Here is a 20,844-nt window from a genome sequence, read left to right as displayed (position 1 = left end):
CTCACTGCTTGTAGATCACCACGACTCCTGTGCTGGGGCCGGAGGGTGCAGAGTCGTTTCCAAAACCAATCGTCTGGAGATTGGCAGCTTCGACACCCGCCTCAATGAGGACCTGCCGCACTGCTTGTGCGCGGCGTTCAGAGAGCGCACGGGCATAGTCTTCAGGCAAGTCATGCGGCGCATATCCGGCGATCAAAAATCGCGGTTTGCTCTCCGGCCAGGCCGTAGCCAGCCCCTGGAGTGTCCTTTGATGCGCCCCATGAAGCGAATAGCTCGTCCCGGAAAATTCCAGCGCCGGACACACCGGTTTTAAAGAGGCCGTCATCGGGCTGACGAATCCCTCTCGTGAACCCAGGGCAAAGACGATGTCCGCCTCCTTTTCCTGAAAAACGGAGGTCACTGTCGTACAACTGCACAGGGTGAGCGCCCCGGCGATGCTATAGATTAAGGCAGATCTCATCGCATCCATCGGGGTTCAGAAATAGCACCGTATCGCGTCAGCACCGCACGGCGCTGGGAGGTATGCAGGTCATGCACATACAGAGTATCATGCTGGGTATAGCACAGGTAGCGGCCGTTTGGGCTCCAGGACGGATGCTGGGCACCGCCGGACTGGATGACCTGTGACTTCCCCTGGGGGTAATCCTTGATAATGACAGCCGCATCCTCTCCCCGTCCTGCCGTGAAGGCTACCATGCGCCCATCGGGAGAAAATTCAGGATCGGTACAAAAGGAGGGACCTGCACGCCACAGAAAGAGCTTCGCCTCCGTCTTCTCCTTTTCAGGCACCTCAGCCACATACAGCCGGGGTCCCCTGCCCCGGTCATCCGCAAAGATGATCTGCTTTCCGTCCGGATGCCAGGAGGGGCTGCTGGGCGCTCCCAAAGTATCGCTGATACACCCCGCCGTGTTCGTACCCAGATCCGTCACAAAGATCTCGGGATTGCCTAGAAAACTCATTACCAGCGCCAATCGTTGCCCATCTGGGGAAAAGGAGGCACCAAAGCTGGTCCCAGCGGTATCCGTCACCGTGCGCTCCCATCCCAGCCCCAGATCCAGCACCTGCACGATGGGGAAACCAGCTTGATAAGCCGTGTATGCGATAGCTCCTCCATCTGGCGACAAGCTGGGCGAAACCGCTCCGTAAGGGTGATGCGTGATCTGCTGGATCTCCTTGCCCTGTACATCACAGCGGTAAATCTGCTTCGTGCCGGAGCGATCACTCACAAACACTAGCCGACTGGTGGAAAGCCCCGGTTTTCCTGTGGCCGCAAAGATGATGTCGTCCGCCAGGGCACTCAGATTTTCATCCAGTCCAGGAGCTGCATAGGTACGCTCAAAAACCAGTTTCCCATCTGCCCGTGTGAGTCGTCCCGTAACGCGCCCACCCACGGAGGAGCCGCTTACGGCATACTCGGCCCCTTCTTCCGTCAGTTGAAATTCACGCGAACTAGTAAGCTCAGCCCCCAGCGTCTTTTTGGCACTCGCACCCGTTCCTCCGGTGAAATCCCCCAGTTGCAGCTTGCGCTGCGGCAGCGACACTACCTGCTTTTTACCCCTGGACGTGCTCAACCAAGATGGCCACGTCACGGCATAGACCGTTGGCTGCAAAAACAGCAGGAGGACTATGATAAGGATACGCGGGCCGGTCATTTACTCGATGTGGAAGTTTACTTCCACAGTGTAGCGGTCTTTTGGGAAACTTGCAGGAAGAGACTCTGAAATCTTTTTTAATTCGTCCGCCGCCGCCATGACGGACTTATCTAAAAGGGTCGAACCGGAGGATTTGGTCATCTTTGTCTCCAGGATTCCCCCATCGCGGCCAATGCTGATGGCCAGCCGCGCATCCCGTTGCAGCACCGGCACTTCGCTGATCAGCGGCGCATTCCATTGCTTGTTCAAACCAGCCTGGAGAGCTTTCAATACCGGATCCATGTCCGCGCCCCCTGCAGCCTGCTTCGCCTCTGCTTCCGATTTTTTCTGCTTCACCACGTCCATCATCGTCATCGCTGTATCGCCATTCGGGCTCAGACCATCTCTGGTATCGTGCATGGGAGAAAGAGTGATCACTTTACTCGTGGCCCGGGTTTCCACCGTCGGGCCAGCCGGATGCACCAGCGGTGTATCCGCCAGCAGGCTCGGCACATCTTTCACCGCAGTCGGTTTAGGCTCCTCTTTTGCAACTACAGGCGCAGGTACAGCCGCCGCAGCCGGGACGGGAGAAGCCGCAGGTGGAGGAACTGTTGTGCCAGTCACCTCCGATGGAGCCTCCAGTTTCAAGCTCGGCATTTGATAATCCGCCGGGGAAAACCAGTATCGCCCATCCTGTGGCAGCCCCACAGGTTCTGGATGAGGTCGTTCCATCTGCCACAATGGCAGCATGCCCCAAATAAGCGCCCCACCCAGTCCATGAAGCAACAGTACGCCGAAAAACACAGCGGCGACAGGTTCCAGGGGCGGTTGCTTGGGGGCGAGTGGCATACGCAGAAAGGACCTCAGGGTTTCTTGGCGTCCACCACCTCCACGGCCGTATGACGAACACCAGCCCGGTTCATTTCATCCATCAGCCGGGCTAGAGGACCTGCTGCAAAGTTCGCAGGCATCTTCACCACCACCCCTAATTCCGGCTGAGCCACGAGAAGCTTCTTCAACTCCGGAAGCAGTTCCGCCCCGCTTACTTTTCGTCCATCCAGCAGGATGCTTTCATCCGGCTGAATGTTCAGTTCCACCTGCGTCGCAGGCCCCTTGGGTTCCGTGGGCAATACAGTCTGGACGTCGGCTGATCCGGCCGGTTTTTCACGCCGAAAAATGGGCACCGCCACCACGAAAACAAGGAGCAGCACCAGCACCAGATCCAGTAGGGCGGTGATGCTCACCTGGCTCATGTAAAGCGGCAGATGCCGCTGAGAGGCACGCTTCATGGGATGGAGGATTTGCTCGCGGGCACCAGGGATTGGGTCGGCGGATTGCTAAAGCCAGGCATCGTCGGTGCCCCCATCGCCCCGAGACTTGGCAGCCCCTCATCCGGGCTGCGATGATCCACAAACTGCCGGTCCAGTACCCCGCTCAGTTCATTGGCAAAGTTATCCAGCCGGATGATCAGACTGCGAATCTTCGCGACCAGGAAATTATAGGCCAGCAGGCTGGGTATCGTCACAAACAGCGCCAGCAACGTGGTCAGCAGGGCTGAGCAAACTCCCGGAGCCAGATCCGTCATCGTCGCCTCCCCCTCCGTCTGCGCCAGCAGGGCAAAGACATCCAGCAGCCCCCACACCGTTCCCAGCAGCCCCAGAAAAGGAGCCACCGCCACAGCCGTCGCCATCAGTCCCAGCTTGGCCTCCGCATGCGTGGCGGCTGTCACCACTGCCCGCTCCATTGCATTCTGTACCGCACTCATTTGCGAGGAGGTGATGCGCCCCGCCCCTTGTAGCCTGCTGTTGAAAGTCCGGCCTGGCTCCTCTTCACCTACCAGATAAAACGCAAGCTCACGGCTGGCCTCATGATACACATGATACATCGGGGACAGCGCCACTCGTTCCCGCGTCAGGTAAAGCGCCAGCGGATGCGCGCTCTCACGGAACTTCCCCATGAAAACATTGTTCGCCCGCCTCGCCTGCGCCAGCAGATGCCACTTCACCAGCAGTACCGTCCAACTGATCATTGAAAATAAGGCCAGCAGACCTGCGATGACGAGGCTGGGCACAGAAATAATTTCTAGCCCAAACTGAAGGCCGGACACCGCAGCGAGAGGAGACAAATGCATCGGAAACAAAGTTACGTAGTTAAACGATCTTGAATGTCTGGCGTCAACATGAGATTCAAACCTGATCAAGGTCGTTAGGGGCTGGACAGAGAGGGTGGCAGGACGCTCTTTCATCATGCCAGAGACGCCTCGCGGACTTGGCACGTGACACTTCTATGCCGCCCCTCTGCCGAAAAGTGAATCATGGTTTTTATGGTGAGGCGAGAGGTTCTAAAATGGCAGGCTCAAGGACCGGATGGGGATTAATTTCGTTTTCTCCCCATTTGGGGATTTCAGGCGTTATCCGTTGATTTTCAACTTTTAGCGATGGGGATTTCGTGGGGATACGTTTCCCCACGGGGGGATGCGTGGGGATTTTGCGGCCTACTGGATTATAAAAACCACAAGTGATGAAAGGAAATGCGTGAGGGTGATTTTTGACACGCTAGGCCAAGGAGCGTCGTGTTATGGATCATTGTTTTATGATATTCTAAAATAGGGAATAAGCAATGAGTTTGGACGAGCCATGCCGAACCCTGCGACAGTGACGACGATCATCCCAAGCCCTGTATCCTCACCCGGGCCGAGTAAAGGCATGTCGTCATCATTCGTCTGGTATCTTTTCCACCACAGGCCCCATTCATCGACAATGGGCAGGTAATCGAGGGTCCAGTGGCGAGAGTGAGCCTATTTTAACCACAGATGACACAGAGGGCACGGATGGGATCAGGCGGAGAGCAGTTCCCCGCGAGAGGCCGCGAGCGATCTCATCGGCATTGAGGGAGCGCCTCAAACCGAGCCGGAGCACAGCCGATGATGCAGAGGACTGATGGGGGTAACAGGGAGCAGTCGCGCGGCTGTGAGGGATCGAGATGCCTATGCTAATGGTTGGTCAGCAACGATTTAAAGGCACGTCGTCATAATTTGCCTGGCATCTTTTTAATGAGCACGACGAGACCGGCGGCCACATGCGGCACCCAAACATTCACGGGCGAGTCCGCGAACCCGAAGAGCCAGGGTGAAAACAGCAGCAACGCGCCGGCCAGATAATCGTTCATCAGATGAATTTTCATGGGGAGCACCTTGATGACCCCGGCTTCATAACGAGTCATCAGACTCTGCACGATGACAATCACGCCGATAAGACGCGGGACGAGAACCGCGGCACCGCCTTGGTCGGCGAATCCAAACAGATTAGGAGCGGCCAACAGCAGCAGCCCGACAGGATAATCCAGCATGCCGTGAACAGAAGTGGGGATCGGTTTCATGATTCTTAAAGGGTTGAAGATCTAGGAGAGCGAGCGCCCCGGGCGTGGCCTTATCCTGGATTCGCCGGAGCGCGGGAGGTGGGCGTATGGATTTCGGGAAACCCCTGAAATCGCTGCCCCGTTCTTAACCGAGGCCTCGCCTCACCCGAGCAACCTGGCCCGCACGATCTCGGTGGAGAACGTCGAAAGGAAGAGTTGCCAAGGAAAAGAAGAAGAGATACCACGCCTATAGTCCCCGCTGACCCCGTCCCCCCCGGCGTTGCCCTGTCCTTAAGGCTTGCCCTGGCATTCGTCCAGTGGGTGCAATCCATTTGTGCAACGCAAGAGGCAGTTCAAACCACCGCTTGAAACCATACCCTTATCACGTTTTAATGTGAGTGTAAGCAGATGCCCCATTTAATTGCCCCTCCTTTAAACGTCGAAGACATCATTCATTTGCGGTCTGTTGAACACGCACGCTTGGAGTTTAAGGCGGTCTGTGACGATACAAACCGGGATCAAGTAGTGAAAACGATCTCAGCTTTTGCCAATGATCTTCAAAACCTTAATGGCGGGTATGTTGTTATCGGCATCGAAGAACAGGACGGGATAGCCGTCCTGCCTCCTCGCGGCATCCCTGAAGACAGACTCGATTTGCTTCAAAAAGAGATAAGAGGGGATTGCAAACGCTTGCTGACACCTGAATATCAGCCTCTTTTTTATCCGGTAATGTTCGAGGGCAAATACCTGCTGATTATTTACGCACCGGGTGGCGATAATCGTCCTTATTCCACTCAAAACCGCAATCAAAAGCAGGCGTATTTCGTTCGGATTGGATCGCAAACGGCCGAGGCTCAGGATGACATTCATCGCCAGCTTATTGAGCAAACCGCCCGAATCCCGTTTGACGACAGGCGCAATCTGTCTTCACGAATTGAAGATATTTCATCAATATTAGTCAGACGCTTTCTCGCCGATGTCCGCTCTGATCTGGCCAGCACAGGGCAGCAGGTTGATGACTTGCTGCTCTATGACCAGTTGAGGTTGCTTGCGCCGGTCAATGGCCACAAGGTTCCCAAAAATGTTGCCCTGATGTTTTTCAATGAAAATCCAGACACATTCTTCCCTGGCAGCCGGATCGAGGTCGTCCAGTTTGGAGACGGGGCAGGCGGTGATTTAATTGAAGAACGGACGTTCAAAGGGCCTCTTCCCCTTCAAATAAAATCAACTTTAGACTATCTTGATAGTTTGGGTGGCAGGCTTCTTCAAAAAACATCGAAGCAGGCTGAGGTTGAGCGCACCGTAGCCTATCCTTACGCCGCGATGGAGGAAGCCCTGGTTAACGCAGTCTATCATCGCAGTTATGACAATGAGCCTGAACCCATAAAAGTTTACCTATACCCGGACCGGCTGGAAATCATCAGTTATCCAGGACCTGTACAGGGAATATCAGCGGAACATTTTTTGAGTGGCAGGACTCTTCCTCCTGTTCCCGCAAGGAACCGCCGTATTGGCGAACTTCTAAAGGAACTCCGTTTATGCGAAAGCAGGGGGACTGGCATTCCTAAGATCAAGCGGAAAATGGAAGAGAATGGTTCGCCTCCACCTGCGTTTGACTTTGATGAACCACGGTCCTTTTTTCGGGTCAGCCTGCCTGTTCACCCGCGTTATCAGGTTATTCATGCGTTACGTGAAGTCGCTCATCTGTGGGCTACAGGAGCCAAGGATCAGGCAATCGCCAGTCTGGCACGTGCCAAGGCGAGCCAGCCCGGCTCCGGTGCGCTGGTGGGCCAGTTCATTGAGTACTGTGTAGCTGCAAATGATACGGAACGCGCACTTGGCGCACTGGATGAATTCGAAAAGCAAAAAAGCCGGACAGAAGTCCAGTTGCCTTACCTGACCTTGGCACGACTTTTGTTGGACCGGCAGCAGATTGAGCAGGCGCGAGGAGTTTTGAAAAGGCTCCCCCCCAGTTCTAACTATCTTGATTTAGTAGAGGCAGCTCTTCTCAGGAAGCGATCAGAAGACTACGAAGATGCCCATCGCCTGTTTGCTCAAGCGATCGCGTTACGTCGAGATGACTCCAAACTCCTTCATGAGTTCGCGCAGACAAAAATGAAATTGACGAGTCGCTACCGCTCCACTAGAAATCCTCAAGGCCGTGAAGTAAGGCAGCGACTAAACAGGGAGGCTGAAGAATTGCTTCGGACCGCACTCCAAAGCAGTGATAGCAACATTCGCTCAGCATGGTGCTGGTTTGACCTAGCCAAGGTTTCTGAATGGCTCCAAAGGCCGGTGGGGGATATTCACGCGGCCTATCAGAAGGCCATCGAGCTGCTTCCAAGCGAACACCGTTTTGAAAAAGCCTACCGCAGATGGAAATCCGGCAGTTAGATTCAGGTTGTGGCCTGTCCCAGGGTCCCTCTGCCTGCGTTTTCTGCGTCATACACCTCCTCCTTGAGAAAACGGGGTCAGGGGAAACGGGGTCAGGCGACATGAAGCCTGATAAATCAAGGGTTCCAGCGGTATTCCCTGGGTAAAAGGCGTTTGCTATAGTGGCGGTGTCATGAGCACTCCAATCCAAACATCGTCACCCGCCATAAGCACCGAAGCCGCCACATTCATCGGTGTCGACTACCACAAAAAATACAGCGTCTGGCACGCCATTGATGCGGCGGGAACCGACCTCGGCAAGGGCCGCATCGAACACCATTCACCTCACGACTTCGCCACACTGGTGAAGCGCTGGCCCAACCCGCGCATTGTCTTTGAAGCCTCCATGAACTGGCACTGGCTCTACGAGGTGCTGGAGCAGTCCATGGCATCGCAACACCTCAGGGAAACGGGTTCAGGCTGCGACTTTTGACAAAAAATCATTTGGCCAGGGTCGCTCGATGATCCTCTTCCATGCCAGAGTTCGGTTTCAGTCCCGATACGCGTTCATCCTTGCCCGTGGTTAATCCCAGTTTCACGCCCGACAGGCGTGCCTTCCTCCCCCTTAGTTTATCCTAAAAACGGGAATGGGATTGAGTTTTTGGGGGGCCCAACTGAGCTACTTGCTGGCGCAGCTCCTCTTGGCGGACTTTGCCGAGCGGGGTGCGGGGGATGGACTTTACCTGGACGGTGCGGGTGATTTTGAGCCAGGGGGGGCTGGCCGCATGGAAGGCGGTGAGGAGGGGGGCGGGGTCGGGGTGGGCGGCCTCAGTGATGAGGAGGAGTTGGGTTTCGGCGCGGGGGTCTGGGAGGGCGAGGAGAACAGGCAGCGCCCCCCATCCTGACTCCCGCGCCAGATTCTCAATCTGCTCCTGCAAAGGCGCCAAATGCACCAGTTCCCCGAGAATCTTCACATAACCCGCATCCCGTCCCTGAAATTCCAGGTACTGCCGCGTTCCATGCATCCACAGGCGCACCCGGTCACGGGTTCGCAGTCCCTCCGCAGGGATCGCCTCCCAGGTCCATTCCCCCTCTTTGTCCTGTCGCGCATAGCCAGGCGATAAAGCGGATCCGCTCAGCACCAGGTGCCCCCCTTCATCCGTCGCCACCTGCCAATGCGGCAGCACCTCCAGTGACTTCACATCGAAGACCGAACCAAAGGGGTTGTAAGGCTGCGTCGCGATCTGCGAGGCCGCCTCCGTCATGCCATAGCTTTGGAAAACCCGCCAGCCCAGCTCCATCGCCGCAGCCGCCAGCGCCTGGGTCATGCCACCTCCGCCAATGATGGCCGCACGCAAAGGGTCCGGGCAGACCACCCGCGCCTGCACCAGATCATGCACCTGCGTCGGCACCAGCGAGACCAGCGTGATGCCCTCTGTTTCGCATAGGCTGGCAAACTCCTGCGGATTCCATTTCGCGGCACTTTCAGTCACCCGGCTGCCGCTGAGGTGGGCACGCGCCAGGATGGAAAAACCGCCCACATGGTGCAGCGGCAGCGCGATGAGCCAGTGATCCTGCGCCGTCACCTCAAAATGCGCATTCACCGCCTCCGCTGAAATCATGAACGCATTTTTGGTTAGCCCCACCCACTTCGGGGTTCCCTCGCTGCCCGAGGTTTGGAAAAGACACAGCCCTTTCAGCGCTTGTGATGTTAGGAAATCCTCCAGCCCCGCAGCCGCCTCAGCCTGCGCCGGGTTGACCGCGATGTGGTTGGTGGAGCTGAACCAGTCCATGTCGATCATATCAATGGCCTCCAAGGCAGTTTTTCCAGCACATCTCCAAATCCGAGTCCGCCGCCGCTGATGTCCGGCGTCATCCAGCCGCCCGTAACCTGGATACGCTCAAAAAAAGCATCCGGCTCAAAGAGATGCTGGGTGCTCAGCCCACAAAGACCGATCCTCTCCCCATGTTCCTTCCTCGCCACCGCCGCCTCATAGGCGGCGAACATCTGCCCCAGTCCATGATCCATCGCAGATGTGAGGACCAGCGGTGTTTCCGGATGCCTTTCAGCCACCGTCCGCCAGTCGCGCCGGGCCGGTTTCACCACCACCGCCTCATAGCCTGAGCTTCCATCCCGCCACCCCTTGTCCAGCGCCAGCTTCACTCCCCATTTAGCCTGGCAGGCGGTCCACAGTTCCGCATCATAAGGAAACGGATCCTCCACAAAATCGAGCTGCCGATAAACACGCACGGGCATGAACTCGACGAACTTTTGAAACGAATCCGCGGTTAGGCAGCCATTGAAATCCACCCTGAATCGCAGCTCTCGATCGTCGGACATGCGCGCGCAGTTTTCCAGAAAGCGCGTCGTTTCGCCATAGTTGGCATACCCCTTGGCCTTGATCGCCAGCCAGCCCTCAGACAGCACCCGTTCAAACTGCGGCATCGTATCCTGCGCAAAACTCCACGAATAATGGCTGCGTGGGATTTCCAGGCCATCGAACAAACTGACCCCCGCCTCACGAGCCGCGCCATCCACCTCCGCACAGCGCAGCGCCATCGCCGTCACCGGAGTCGTCACGCCCTGCGCCAGCAGACGCAATTGCTCCTCAATCGGCGCATCGCCAAATTCCGGCCAGGGATGCACGCAGCCATAACCAGCCCCCACCCGCAGCAGCGCCCCAGGAAAGACTCTCCGGTGCGAGGCCGAATTCAGCGCCACGCCACTGCGCAGCAGGTATTCATAGATGTAAATGGGCGCGTCCAGACTCACAAGGGGATGATGTTTGTCCTGGATACGCCCCAGCAGAACAATCCGGCGAACAAGAGAAGCTGCATGCCACTCAGCGCCAGCAGCCGGTTGTATCCTGGCCCTGGAGGCTGCGACCAGATCCGCAGGATCAAAAACAACCCCACCGGAGCCACCGCCAGAGGCACCGTGAATGCGCGGGGAAAATCATTCTCCCACCAGTATAGACCTGCCAGATGTGCCAGCACGATGAGCAAGGTGATTTCCATCCTGGCAAAGGTGGTGCCAAAGCGTACGGCCAGCGTCCTTTTTCCCGTCGTACGATCCTCCGCCTGATCCCGCAGATTATTGATGGCAATGAGCACCGTGGACAGACAGCCCACTTGAAAACCCGCCACCACACCGCCTTCCAGCCATTCCCCGGACTGCACAAAAGCCGAGCCAAGCACAGCCACGAAACCAAAAAACAAGATCACAAAAAGCTCTCCCAGCCCCCGATACGCCAGCGGCATGGGGCCACCTGTATATCCATAACAAAAGTATAAGGAAGGAATACCAATGACCACAATGGCCATTCCCCGATCCTGGATCAGGGGCAGAGACAGGGCAGTGGCCACTCCCAGCATCAGCCAGGCAGCGGTCATTACCGCCCCAGGAGACATCACCCCCGCAGCCGTGATCCGGCGTGGCCCCACGCGTGCCTTCGTATCCGCCCCCTTCATGAAATCCAGGGCATCGTTGAACCAGTTCGTGGCCACTTGCAGGGCGATGGTGCTGCCGAGGGTGCAAAGCAGCAGCCAGGTGCTCCACTGCCCGCTGATTTTCCACCCCAGCACAGAACCAACAACTACGGGGGCAATGGCGGCACCGAGAGTCTTCGGGCGGGCGGCGGCGATCCAGTCAAAGAGCATGAAGGTAAAAGAAAAGGTAAAAGGGCCTGGGCGTGATCATCAAGAGACAAGGTGAACCGCTTTTCAACTGTGAACGTAGAACCCTTGAAACGAGAAAGAAATCTCTCGCATCCTGTCCAGAGCCGCTTTTAACTGACCCTGCGACGCCACCCCTGTGCCGTCCCCCCCTTTTACAAAGGTTATGTCTTCACTCCAGGCCATCCGTGACGCTCTCGAGCAGTCGCCCGATAACGTCTCCCTCCTTCTGCTCTTTGGCCGCGCCAGCATGGAGCTCCTGCATCTGGAAGATGCCCGCGACGCCTTCGAGCGTGTGCTGGCGCTTGATCCTGACCATACCGATGCCCAGCTCGGCGTCGCCCGTGTCCTTTTTATGGAAGGTGATGCCTCCGGTGCCGCCGTCCGCGCTGAACGTGTCCTCCTTCAGGAGCCTGACAACGCTTCCGCCCATCTGCTGCTCAGCCGCGTCTATTTGAGCGAAAACGACCGCTCCAAGGCCATCGAACATTTTGACCGTGCCGCCCAGATCGACGGCACCATGAGCGACCCTGCCCTGGAACGCGAACTCGGCCGCACCGCCCGCGATGCCCGCCGCACCTCCCCTGCCCCCTCCACTCCCGAGCCACCGGCCAGCAGCGGAGATTCCCTGGAAGATGGCGAATCCTCCCAGGAGTTCTATGACGATCCGTTTGATGAGCCCCCCTATGACTGGCGGCCAGAAACCTTCTTCACCCCAGGTGATCCCAACCGGTTCGAAACCACCTTTGCCGATGTCGGCGGTATGGACGAACTGAAGGAAGAGATCCGCCTGAAGATCATCTACCCCCTGCAATACCCAGACCTTTATAAAGCCTACGGCAGGCGGGCTGGCGGCGGTATCCTCATCTATGGCCCTCCAGGCTGTGGAAAAACACTCGTCCTGCGCGCAGTCGCTGGCGAAGTCCCGTGCAATTACCTCTCCGTCGGCCTGCACGAAATTTTTGACCCCTACTTCGGCAGCACCGAGCGCAACCTCCACCAAATCTTCGAAACCGCGCGTGCCAATGCCCCATGCGTGCTCGTCTTTGACGACCTCGATTCCCTGGCCCAAGACCGCCGCAACGTGCGCGAAAGCCAGCTCCGCAATCTGGTGAACCAGTTCCTCCATGAAATGGACGGCCTGCGTGAAAACCAGCGCGTGCTCGTCATCGGTGCCACCAACCAGCCCTGGTCCCTGGACCCCGCCTTCCGCCGCCCTGGCCGCTTTGATCAGGCCATCTTCGTGCAGCCACCGGATGCCGCAGCCCGCGCCCAGATCATCACCCTCCTGGCCAAGGACAAGCCCATTTCAAATCTGAATGTGGACGCCCTCGTCGAAGCCACCGCCGGTTTCTCCGGAGCCGACATGGGCTGGGTATTCGATCGCGCTGCCGAGCTCGCCCTCTCCGCCGCCATCCACACCGGCCAGCCCGTGCCCATCACCATGGAGCTGCTCCTCAACGTCGCCCTCAGCCACACCCCCAGCACCCAAAGCTGGTTTGAAGGCGTCCGCGACCACGCCCAGCAAGTATCCCCCGACGGCTTCTTCAACGAAGTCCGCAAATTCCTCAACGCCCCCTCCTCCAAAGAGCGGTAAGCTCAGAGCGACTCCTCACTTAGACTCCTCACTTAAGTACGGTGGGCACTCCTGGCTGCCCTGAAGTGCACTCGTCTGTCCAGCGACTGCGGCCATTTTGCGCGTCGGCTTGTCCACGTAATACCCTCTGTCCGCCTTCTAAGATACGACGAGCATTCAATAACGACAACTTGTAGCAGCAGGGCACGAGCTAGCTCTCTCACCAAATTAACACTGCACGACACCACTTAAAAGTGGCTCAAACTTCGGGGGCATCCAACCTTTCCATTTCACTTATCAATAGGATTTGTTTATCGCGTGAATGAAAACATTAATATCAGTTTAAGTAGTGTATCGAATCCGATAGGCAGATGTCTGTTTCTTGGAAAGGCAATTGCAAATGTCTCGACAATGTCCGGTCGTGAGTGCCTGCTAATTGCTTCAGACATTTTTAATTTTAAACATCCGCCCACAATTCCCGTGACGATCCCGCTGAAATGCAATGCGGACCTTCAGGGCCTAAGGGATTTATGCGATCAATATGGCATTGTGATAGCATGCCATCAACATTTTCACTCCCTCTATCCGTCAGTCCGCGCGCTCGATCTATCCAGCGCTCGCGCTCAATGCTTGCGCAGGTTGCCCCTTCCTCCAACATTATCGGGCTGCCAGTTCAGCACATCGAAGATCCAGAAAAAGGAGTGAAGCAGAAACAGGCTAAGCGCAGCAGCTAACGTTGCCTAACATCATTCCCGGCCCTTGGTTAAAAGCGTGAAAAGTTAAATTTAAAATTCATTAAAGCATTTTGGAGCGCCAGTTACCATCAATCATTGGTAGAGCACTCAAGGCTCTTTGAATTACACGCGCTCCCGACATCACCGGTATAAGCATATCTCCTGAAAGATTGAGCGCATATGAAGCTTCTGAACTAGCCTTATGACTGCTGACTTCAAAGATCCATATGTAGCCTCCCAGGGTCATGTGATAAGAAAAAAGACCGGCAATTTTATCCCTTCCTCCAACTGGATCCATAATTAAATCCTCAAAGGACCATGATCCCTCAATGAGGCTTATCATCATACATGGATATTGAAGAACATCGCCTGGATCATCGTTCAGCAACATACCTCTCAGTCTCTGAATGTGTTTATCCCCCAAATTGACCGCAGAGAATTGTTTGGCATTTGCTATACCCGCCCTGAAAAGGAGTGACAATTGAAATAACTTAAACTTTTTATATTCTATATCCTTCACTGATCTTAGATCATGTAATTGAGCACTTTGCCTCAGCCGAGGATCAACTCGATCAATGATGCTTACGCCAAGTTCAAGCTTAGGACAAGGTGCTGGCGAATTACCATATAGGACGTCTCGCGCGTATGTCTCCCAAACGCTGAGTTTGCTCTCACATTTCGCACAGAAAAGATACTCTTTAATACCAATCTTTGACTCCCATGATCCTCTCTGAGCTGGATACACTCCCTTCTTTTTACCGCTTTCCCCAGTAGTCGCTAAAATAACGTGAGGTTTAGTTTGACCGGCAGCGCCAGTGACACGGTCACTTTCTACTAGTTTAATAAATAGGTCGGGAACTACATGAGAGTGATTCAAAGCCCTTTCCTCATCGCACAATCCGCATTTAGCTATTTTAGCCGACATTTATCTTGGTGAACCACAAAATTGGCTGAATGTCAATATATCCCTCACAAAAAAGAAAAAAATGAAAAAAAATGCCAGACATACAGTGCTTTAATAAAGCATAATTAATTTTTTCTCGAAGTCCCAGCCACAAGGGAAATGACCTTTAGCATACCAAAAAGAGTGTCCCGCATAAAAAGACACTGAAATAACATCCGCGAATTCCGCTTCCAGCGCTAGGCTAAGTATATCCCATCTTACCACGTTTATAAAAACTGATGGCAAATTATTCTGCGCAACAACGTTGTGAGTTTTAATTTCAATTAATTCTTCAACTAGCGGCTTAATTTCGCGAACTGATTCATTCCATTTTTGAAATTGGTCTGGTGCCTTTTTGGCAATACCTTCAGAAAGCTTGTTAGACATCTCTAGTCGCAAATTTTGCCATTCCAACTTTGCACAGGAAGCAATGGCTTCCTTCCATGATGTTAAAATAATAGCCGACTGCACATCATGGACACCACATTTCGTGAACCATTCAAGGTGCCTCAATTCATTCAAAGTTGCTATTGTTCGCTGATTCATGGGTGAGGGTTATAACTTCTTTTGATTATTCTGCCAGGAAATGTGTGCCGCCCTTCAATCCCGCTGATACCAGAAGACTATTCGCCTGGCATCTTATCCTCTGGTTACTACAATTACGGCTACCGGTATTACTCACCGGAGCTGGGGCGGTGGCTGTCGAGGGATCCGATTGGGGAAGAAGTTTTCAGGCAAAGCTCAAAGTAGGCAAGAAATTACCTTAATACAAAAATCAACTACCCATTTTATCAAAAAGCTCATTTAATTGACCGAATTTATTGTTTTGTTCTAAACAACCCTAATTTAAAACATGATTATTTAGGGTTAGCCGACTTTGGATCAATTTGCGATTGCCTTGGTGCGTATTTAACTGCTTTTGCGGCCAGTGCCGCAACGACTGTGGTATGTGCATCTTGTCTCATTCCTGGAGAGGCTCTTATCATTGGTGATATCGCTGAGTGTTTAGCATGTGCCGCAGGAATATGGGGAACTTACCAAGCATGTGACGCTGCCTTGGCTACTTGCACAGGAGTGGACCAAGAGAAAGCCGACCAGATACAGGGGTTGAAAGATGAAATAAAAGCTTTGGAAGAACGGCTGAGAAAACTTGAAGATAAAATTTTAAATTAATATAGTATTTAACGAGTGAAACTTTCTATACTTATCTCCCTTCTGTTTATAGTTGTGTTGATGGTTCTGTATCGTGATAAACTTCATATAAAAGGAATTGTTTTTATATGCATAATTTTTTTCACACTCTTATGAATTAAATATTATATGATGAAAAAATGATCGATCATTTCAAAAAACGTGAAACCCATAGCAGGCACGTTGCCATGCCAGCCTAACAAAAATTAAAACTCCGCAGCGAGGTTCCTCCTGCGTCGGGCTTCGCTAACTCGGTGCAAAGGCCCAAGTGAGCTTGCAACCTTACCCTCCGAACGCGTCAATGCACGGCCCCTCCACCATCCAGCATTTGTTTGGCTCGCCTGCTCCCCGCAGGTTTGCCCGTTGGGCTCCGCTCCGCTGGCATCCAAAACCCCTCTCTCCCTCCGCGCTTTTCAGCACCCGTTAACAACACTTTAAATAACAAGTATTACCTTGGGCTTCAGGAATATGTATGCGGCCCATGTTATGATACCGGATCAGGAAAAAGAAAAAGATGCCAGGCATATAGTGCTTTAACCTTGCGCTTCAAGGAATGTCAGAAGCTTGGAAGACTATTCGCCTGGCATCTTATTGAGGTAGCTATCCTTAAAGTAGTCGTCAATATTGATTATTCAGACTTTCCGTGTGATCGGTATTGAGAACAGTGACAACACATAGCAGGCACGTCACCCGTGCCAGCCTGACAAAAAATAAAAGACTATTCCCTGGCATTTTATCCCCTTATTATGACGAGAATTTTACGGCTACTTTTCTTATTCACGTTTAAGGCGATAGAGTCCGGGTTAATTATTCTAGGCACTCTAAAAGTTGCCGAATTATTCGAGATCAAAAATCCTATATTTTATCAAGCTGGTGTGTTTTTCGCCTTATTCACCCTACTCCTCCCCCACTATATGCACCACGACTCAATTTTACCTGGTCGAAAACGTAACAAGAAAGAGGAACTGAACAAATAATGCCTATAGGGCACCTCTGGATAGGGTGCATTTTAAAAAAAGGTGCCAGGCATGAATGGCACTCAGTTAAGGCAGATAGTCGTTGATTTTGAGCCCTCTGAGAAGGTGTAAAATATGGGGGTGGCAGGTACAACTCAACACAGGTTTCCGGGTTGCAGAAGCATGGCTCTTAAAACCTGTTTCCTGCCTAACTTCCCCCGCTTGCTCCAGGGCGCACCAAGAGATCTGATGCCTCCCGCCTTGCTTCCGGTTTACAGGATCTGCGCCAGCTCGCGCTGCCGGATCTCTCCTCGCTGCTAGCTGCGTTTTTGCCGCATGCCTTCTTTGCCAAAGCTCCGGGTGCGAAGGTCAGACGGGTGCGCCTGCTGCCTCCGGTCACCGTCTTCTGGGCCTTCCTTTACCAAGTGCTAAACCCAGACATGGCCTGCCAGGAGGTCGTCTCCAGATTGCGCTGCTGGCGGCTCTCCCAGCACCAAGGCAAGGAGGTAAAGCCTGGCAAAAAAGATGTTGGCATGCCAATAGATTTTTTTTTGGGTTCCCAAGGTGCGGCAGAGTTTGATTAGCGGGTCATTTTCACGAGGCGAATTGTTTGCTGAGTGGAATCGGCCTGGGCTTACTTAGATGGTCTAGAGCCCCAAAAAATCGCCCGTTTAAGGACATTTGCGACAATCGGGAAAATTTGTTTTGTATGCAGCTTTATCCAAATGATCACATCTATTGGCATTATTATCCTTGATTAGGGCTCCACGTGCCTGCCATCTTTACTTTTCGCCGGGCATCTTATTCGGATTGAGTTACTCACTTTGAATACAAAGGCAGAAAAATCCCCATAATCATTACCTTTCAATAAATCATAATTAATTTTTTTTCGAAGTCCCAACCACAAGGGAAATGACCTTTAGCATACCAAAAAGAGTGTCCCGTATAAAAAGACCCTGGAATAACATCCGCGAATTCCGCTTCCAGCGCTAGGCTAAGAATATCCCATCTTACAACGTTTATAAAAACTGATGGCAAATTATTCTGCGCAACAACGTTGTGAGTTTTAATTTCAATTAACTCTTCAACTAGTGGCTTAATTTCGCGAACTGATTCATTCCATTTTTGAAATTGGTCTGGTGCCTTTTTAGCAATACCTTCAGAAAGCTTGTTAGACATCTCTAATCGCAAATTTTGCCATTCCAACTTTGCACACGAAGCAATGGCTTCCTTCCATGATGTTAAAATAATAGCCGACTGCACATCATGGACACCACATTTCGTGAACCATTCAAGGTGCCTCAATTCATTCAAAGTTGCTATTGTTCGTTGATTCATGGGTGAAAAAGATGTCAGGCATGAATGGCACTCAGTTAAGGCAGGGGATCGTTGATTTTAGGCCGTCTGAGAAGGTGTAAAACATGGGGTGACAAGTACAACTCAACACGCACTCATGACTGGCATCTTTTCCATGGCCGAAAGCTCATAGCCTTGCTCATGGATAAAGATAGCTGCTTTTAGGAGTGCCCGTCATATCTCAGTAAGAAAGATATGCCAAAAAAAATGTTTAGCAAAAACCAAAACGTTACAAAAATGGCGGCAGTTCGATTTTTACTTCCTATCCAAAGTGTCAATATCGTGAAGACAGGGAAGATAAAAAGCCACGGAAATGCATTTAATGAGAAGTTCATATCCTCTTTGACTGTGTCCAGGATGATCGCTGGCAAAAACCAACTCGATAGTAAAGTGTCATTAAGTCGTCCACCCATTGCAATCAACCACAAGCTAGACACAACAATAACTGCCAACTCAATAAGAAATCGGCGGAGTCTATCTGATTTCATACTTAACTTTCCACAATAGTGTCTAAATCTTTGATAAAATCGCAAATATTAAAGTTTGCATCAATTTTCCCGTTGGAGGCAAGCAAACGCATTCCAAAAATCCATTCCGTATCTATTCACATTGTTATCAGGCTGTGAACTTGGTGCAACCTCGACACCCGCCACTCGTATGTTTCCCCACTTACTCCAAAATGAAAGAAGCCGTTGCTTGCCAAAACCATAAAAGTCGAAGGAATCCTTATTCAACCACGTCTCAGTGCCCGGAAACGAGAACCGGCTAGCCCTGCAAAAAAACCTTCTCGCTGCCCGCGTCCGACAATCGCCGCGCTTGATCCACCCAGCGCTCGCGCTCAATGCGATCCTTGAATGCTAGCCGTCGGGAGAACTCCCGTACCTGCGACTGATTCCATGTCGAAATCTGCTCAAACCGGTACACGCCCATTTCCTGAAGCCGAATTTGCAAAGCCGGTGAAATGCCTTGCAGTCGCGTCAGGTCATCCGCATCCGGCGGCGGCTCTTTAAAAATCAAGCCCAGGGCCGGATCATTTTCCGGGATCACAGGTGACGGAGCCGAAGCCGAGTCCTCAAGATCAGTCTCATCAGAATCCATCATGAAACCGATCTCGGGGCCAATCCCCATCAGCTCAGAATCTTCAGTTTTCGTATCGTCCTTCGCTTCCGTAGCAGGTTCCGACTCTTCCACAGGCACATCCACATCATCAGGCAGCAGGAACGAAAAGGGCTCCACAGGCTCATGGGAAACATCCTTCGTGTGGGGGGCAGGAAGGTGCATGAACAACCGGGGCGAAGGTTTAGACTTTGCTGGTGGAGACTCGGCCTCACCAAGAAACTCAGAGGTGGGTAAAAGCGTCTCAGGAATTACCGGGATAGACGGAATGACTGGCGCAGCTTCCTCCGTTTTCTCGGGAATCGTGATCTTGGCAGCCGCTCGTTCTGGAAAGATCGTCGCAGGAGAGGGCAGCACCTCCGTCAGCAGATTTACGGGAGGCGGCGGAGCCGACGTCAAAGGGCGCACAGCCTGCTCAGCCAGTTTTCTTTTCAACCCGGCGATCTCTTCCCGCAGAGTATTGCCTTCCTCCTGAAGACGGCGGTTATAACGGCGGTAGCGTCCCCAGGTCAGAGCCCCAAACCACAGACCCAGCATGAAAAACAAAAGAGCCATGCCGATGACGAAGGCTCCGCTGTGCATTAAAAAATACACCAGCGGTCCGGACTCAAGGGATGTGAACTCGAACTTCATTCAGAGGGAATTAACGAAGCAATATCTCAACACTATCACTCTGGCCAGGAGCGCCCGGCGTGCCAGCCGGGACTGAATCAAAAGCGACAATTTGTACATCGCTGGCAGGCAGGCCCTGTTCAACTAGGAATGAATAGACCTGTTCTGCACGCGTTTTGGCCAGGTTCTCCTGCCGCGCAGAACTGTCATCCGGGCTTGGATGGCCACCGATGACCAGACGCACCGCAGGGCCGGCAGTCAACAAAAGCGGGGTCATCGCCGCAAGCCGTGCCTGTTCACCCGAGCTCAAAACCGAGCTACCTGGCTCAAAGCTGATCAGTTGCTCCGCGAGCGCCGCTTTCAAAGCCTCCGCTTGCTGAGCTACCAGTGGGCTGGCGAGTTGACGCCCTGGGAAATGCAGTTCTGAAGGATAAAAGGTGAGGTTAGAAGTCACCTTTTTTCCACCCGTGACGGGGCGTAAAAGGGCTAACCATTCACTTTCCAAAGACCGTGTCGCCGCTCCTTCGATCAACGGCTCCCCCTGATCATTGATGGCAAAACGACGCTGGGAGGTCCCATCGAAAAAGTATTTCACAAAGGGAATCAGTGTGGCCGGATCAGCAAAGGCTGAGGGAATCGTATGTGTGCTCTCCAGCAGGGTCTCCACGGATTCACCGTTCAGCGCCGAAACCAAAGCGGATCTGAGCCCATTGGCGGGAAGCAGACCTTTGAGGCGAAGCCCCATCGCATCCTGCGTGATGTCCAGCCAGGGGCTGACCCGCAGCTTTTCCACAATGGGGATCATGAGGATGCTGTCTGCTGTCAGCGGTGCTTTTTCGCCATCCGGCCAGCGAACCATGGGACTGGATCGAAGCTCCTCTGTGTTCAAGTTCAGATCCGGACGCAGCTTGCGGATGAGCTGGGTCACCTCATGCGTATTATCTTCAGTAGGTAGCCACCCCTTGATAACGAGGGAGTCTGCATCCTGTTGAGCCTGTAAATTGGCAGGAATATTGAGCTCATCCGACACCACACGCAGAGGTCCAATGGCGCGTACGGCGGCCCGCGCCTTCTCCAAAGAGATCATATCGGGTGCATCGCCGGCAATCCGCAGATCCAGATAACGAATATCCACGACCACGGACCGTATACCCTGGTCACGCAGCGCGGTAATCGCCTGATCACGCAGACCAGGAAGTTGCTTTTCGGTATAGGTCCATCCATGCAAAATCATCACCATGGGCAGCAAAGCCAGGGTAATGAGGAAGATGGAAAATCTCATGGGAGAAAAAGGCCAGGGATGAAGGACATTGACACAGGGGA

General features: G+C 53.3%; 19 protein-coding genes. 5 read left to right on the top strand and 14 right to left on the bottom strand.

The genetic code is table 11. From position 1 onward, the window contains the following. Position 1: 1 nt before the first annotated feature. From EI77_RS07950 to EI77_RS07925, 6 genes are all read right to left on the bottom strand, one after another. A complete protein-coding gene (locus EI77_RS07950; RefSeq protein ID WP_166647116.1) occupies positions 2-460 on the bottom strand; it encodes an OmpA family protein in 459 nt (152 codons plus the stop codon). After that, a complete protein-coding gene (locus tag EI77_RS07945) occupies positions 457-1,653 on the bottom strand; it encodes a PD40 domain-containing protein (protein ID WP_133794444.1) in 1,197 nt (398 codons plus the stop codon). Before EI77_RS07945 ends, EI77_RS07950 begins: the two co-directional genes overlap by 4 nt. Continuing rightward, positions 1,654-2,481 (bottom strand): TonB C-terminal domain-containing protein, encoded by an 828-nt coding sequence (locus tag EI77_RS07940; RefSeq protein WP_133794442.1) that lies wholly within the window; start codon positions 2,479-2,481, stop codon positions 1,654-1,656. Between the two features lie 14 nt (positions 2,482-2,495). Next, positions 2,496-2,921, bottom strand: coding sequence for a biopolymer transporter ExbD (locus EI77_RS07935; protein WP_133794440.1), 426 nt, complete (start codon positions 2,919-2,921; stop codon positions 2,496-2,498). Further along, positions 2,918-3,763 carry a MotA/TolQ/ExbB proton channel family protein gene (locus tag EI77_RS07930; protein WP_166647115.1) on the bottom strand — a complete coding sequence of 282 codons (846 nt, stop codon included), beginning with the start codon at positions 3,761-3,763 and terminating at the stop codon, positions 2,918-2,920. The genes EI77_RS07935 and EI77_RS07930 overlap by 4 nt, the downstream gene beginning before the upstream one ends. A gap of 896 nt (positions 3,764-4,659) precedes the next feature. Beyond that, positions 4,660-5,010 (bottom strand): SPW repeat domain-containing protein, encoded by a 351-nt coding sequence (locus EI77_RS07925; protein ID WP_133794436.1) that lies wholly within the window; start codon positions 5,008-5,010, stop codon positions 4,660-4,662. A 387-nt stretch (positions 5,011-5,397) separates the two neighbouring features. Here EI77_RS07925 and EI77_RS07920 point away from each other — a divergent pair, with 387 nt between their 5' ends. Both EI77_RS07920 and EI77_RS07915 read left to right on the top strand, forming a co-directional pair. Next, on the top strand, positions 5,398-7,383 hold the full coding sequence (locus EI77_RS07920) for an RNA-binding domain-containing protein (RefSeq protein ID WP_133794434.1): 1,986 nt from the start codon (positions 5,398-5,400) through the stop codon (positions 7,381-7,383). A gap of 172 nt (positions 7,384-7,555) precedes the next feature. Then, positions 7,556-7,855, top strand: a complete 300-nt coding sequence (locus EI77_RS07915; protein WP_133794432.1) for a hypothetical protein — start codon at positions 7,556-7,558, stop codon at positions 7,853-7,855. 142 nt (positions 7,856-7,997) lie between these two features. Here EI77_RS07915 and EI77_RS07910 read toward each other — a convergent pair whose 3' ends face one another. From EI77_RS07910 to menA, 3 genes are read right to left on the bottom strand one after another with little or no spacing between them, the layout of a single operon-like run. Continuing rightward, on the bottom strand, positions 7,998-9,164 hold the full coding sequence (locus EI77_RS07910; protein WP_133794430.1) for a class I adenylate-forming enzyme family protein: 1,167 nt from the start codon (positions 9,162-9,164) through the stop codon (positions 7,998-8,000). Beyond that, positions 9,161-10,135 carry a hypothetical protein gene (locus EI77_RS07905; protein WP_133794428.1) on the bottom strand — a complete coding sequence of 325 codons (975 nt, stop codon included), beginning with the start codon at positions 10,133-10,135 and terminating at the stop codon, positions 9,161-9,163. Before EI77_RS07905 ends, EI77_RS07910 begins: the two co-directional genes overlap by 4 nt. Further along, complete coding sequence (gene menA, locus EI77_RS07900; protein WP_133794426.1) at positions 10,132-11,022, bottom strand: 1,4-dihydroxy-2-naphthoate octaprenyltransferase; 891 nt, start codon at positions 11,020-11,022, stop codon at positions 10,132-10,134. Before menA ends, EI77_RS07905 begins: the two co-directional genes overlap by 4 nt. Positions 11,023-11,203: 181 nt before the next feature. Between menA and EI77_RS07895 the strand changes: the two genes are divergently transcribed. Beyond that, positions 11,204-12,634 (top strand): ATP-binding protein, encoded by a 1,431-nt coding sequence (locus EI77_RS07895; RefSeq protein ID WP_133794424.1) that lies wholly within the window; start codon positions 11,204-11,206, stop codon positions 12,632-12,634. A gap of 774 nt (positions 12,635-13,408) precedes the next feature. On the opposite strand, the gene EI77_RS07890 is transcribed toward EI77_RS07895, so the two are convergent. Beyond that, positions 13,409-14,272, bottom strand: coding sequence for a hypothetical protein (locus EI77_RS07890; RefSeq protein ID WP_133794422.1), 864 nt, complete (start codon positions 14,270-14,272; stop codon positions 13,409-13,411). A gap of 90 nt (positions 14,273-14,362) precedes the next feature. Next, the gene (locus tag EI77_RS07885; protein ID WP_133794420.1) at positions 14,363-14,836 is read right to left on the bottom strand and encodes a hypothetical protein; all 474 of its coding nucleotides are present in this window, start codon (positions 14,834-14,836) and stop codon (positions 14,363-14,365) included. A gap of 42 nt (positions 14,837-14,878) precedes the next feature. Here EI77_RS07885 and EI77_RS24180 point away from each other — a divergent pair, with 42 nt between their 5' ends. Then, the gene (locus tag EI77_RS24180) at positions 14,879-15,040 is read left to right on the top strand and encodes an RHS repeat-associated core domain-containing protein (protein ID WP_425606517.1); all 162 of its coding nucleotides are present in this window, start codon (positions 14,879-14,881) and stop codon (positions 15,038-15,040) included. Between the two features lie 1,726 nt (positions 15,041-16,766). After that, positions 16,767-17,021: a hypothetical protein gene (locus EI77_RS07875; protein ID WP_133794416.1), complete on the top strand. Its 255-nt coding sequence runs from the start codon at positions 16,767-16,769 to the stop codon at positions 17,019-17,021. 280 nt (positions 17,022-17,301) lie between these two features. On the opposite strand, the gene EI77_RS07870 is transcribed toward EI77_RS07875, so the two are convergent. The 3 genes from EI77_RS07870 to EI77_RS07860 all read right to left on the bottom strand — a co-directional run bounded on the left by EI77_RS07870 (position 17,302) and on the right by EI77_RS07860 (position 20,803). Beyond that, the gene (locus tag EI77_RS07870) at positions 17,302-17,775 is read right to left on the bottom strand and encodes a hypothetical protein (protein WP_133794414.1); all 474 of its coding nucleotides are present in this window, start codon (positions 17,773-17,775) and stop codon (positions 17,302-17,304) included. 783 nt (positions 17,776-18,558) lie between these two features. Continuing rightward, positions 18,559-19,542: a hypothetical protein gene (locus tag EI77_RS07865; protein ID WP_133794412.1), complete on the bottom strand. Its 984-nt coding sequence runs from the start codon at positions 19,540-19,542 to the stop codon at positions 18,559-18,561. A 10-nt stretch (positions 19,543-19,552) separates the two neighbouring features. Then, positions 19,553-20,803, bottom strand: a complete 1,251-nt coding sequence (locus tag EI77_RS07860; RefSeq protein ID WP_166647114.1) for an OmpA family protein — start codon at positions 20,801-20,803, stop codon at positions 19,553-19,555. Positions 20,804-20,844 lie beyond the last annotated feature (41 nt).

Source organism: Prosthecobacter fusiformis (assembly GCF_004364345.1).
GTDB lineage: Bacteria > Verrucomicrobiota > Verrucomicrobiia > Verrucomicrobiales > Verrucomicrobiaceae > Prosthecobacter > Prosthecobacter fusiformis.
The sequence above is the reverse complement of the archived record's forward strand: the minus strand, read 5'-3'. Positions and strand labels throughout refer to the sequence as shown.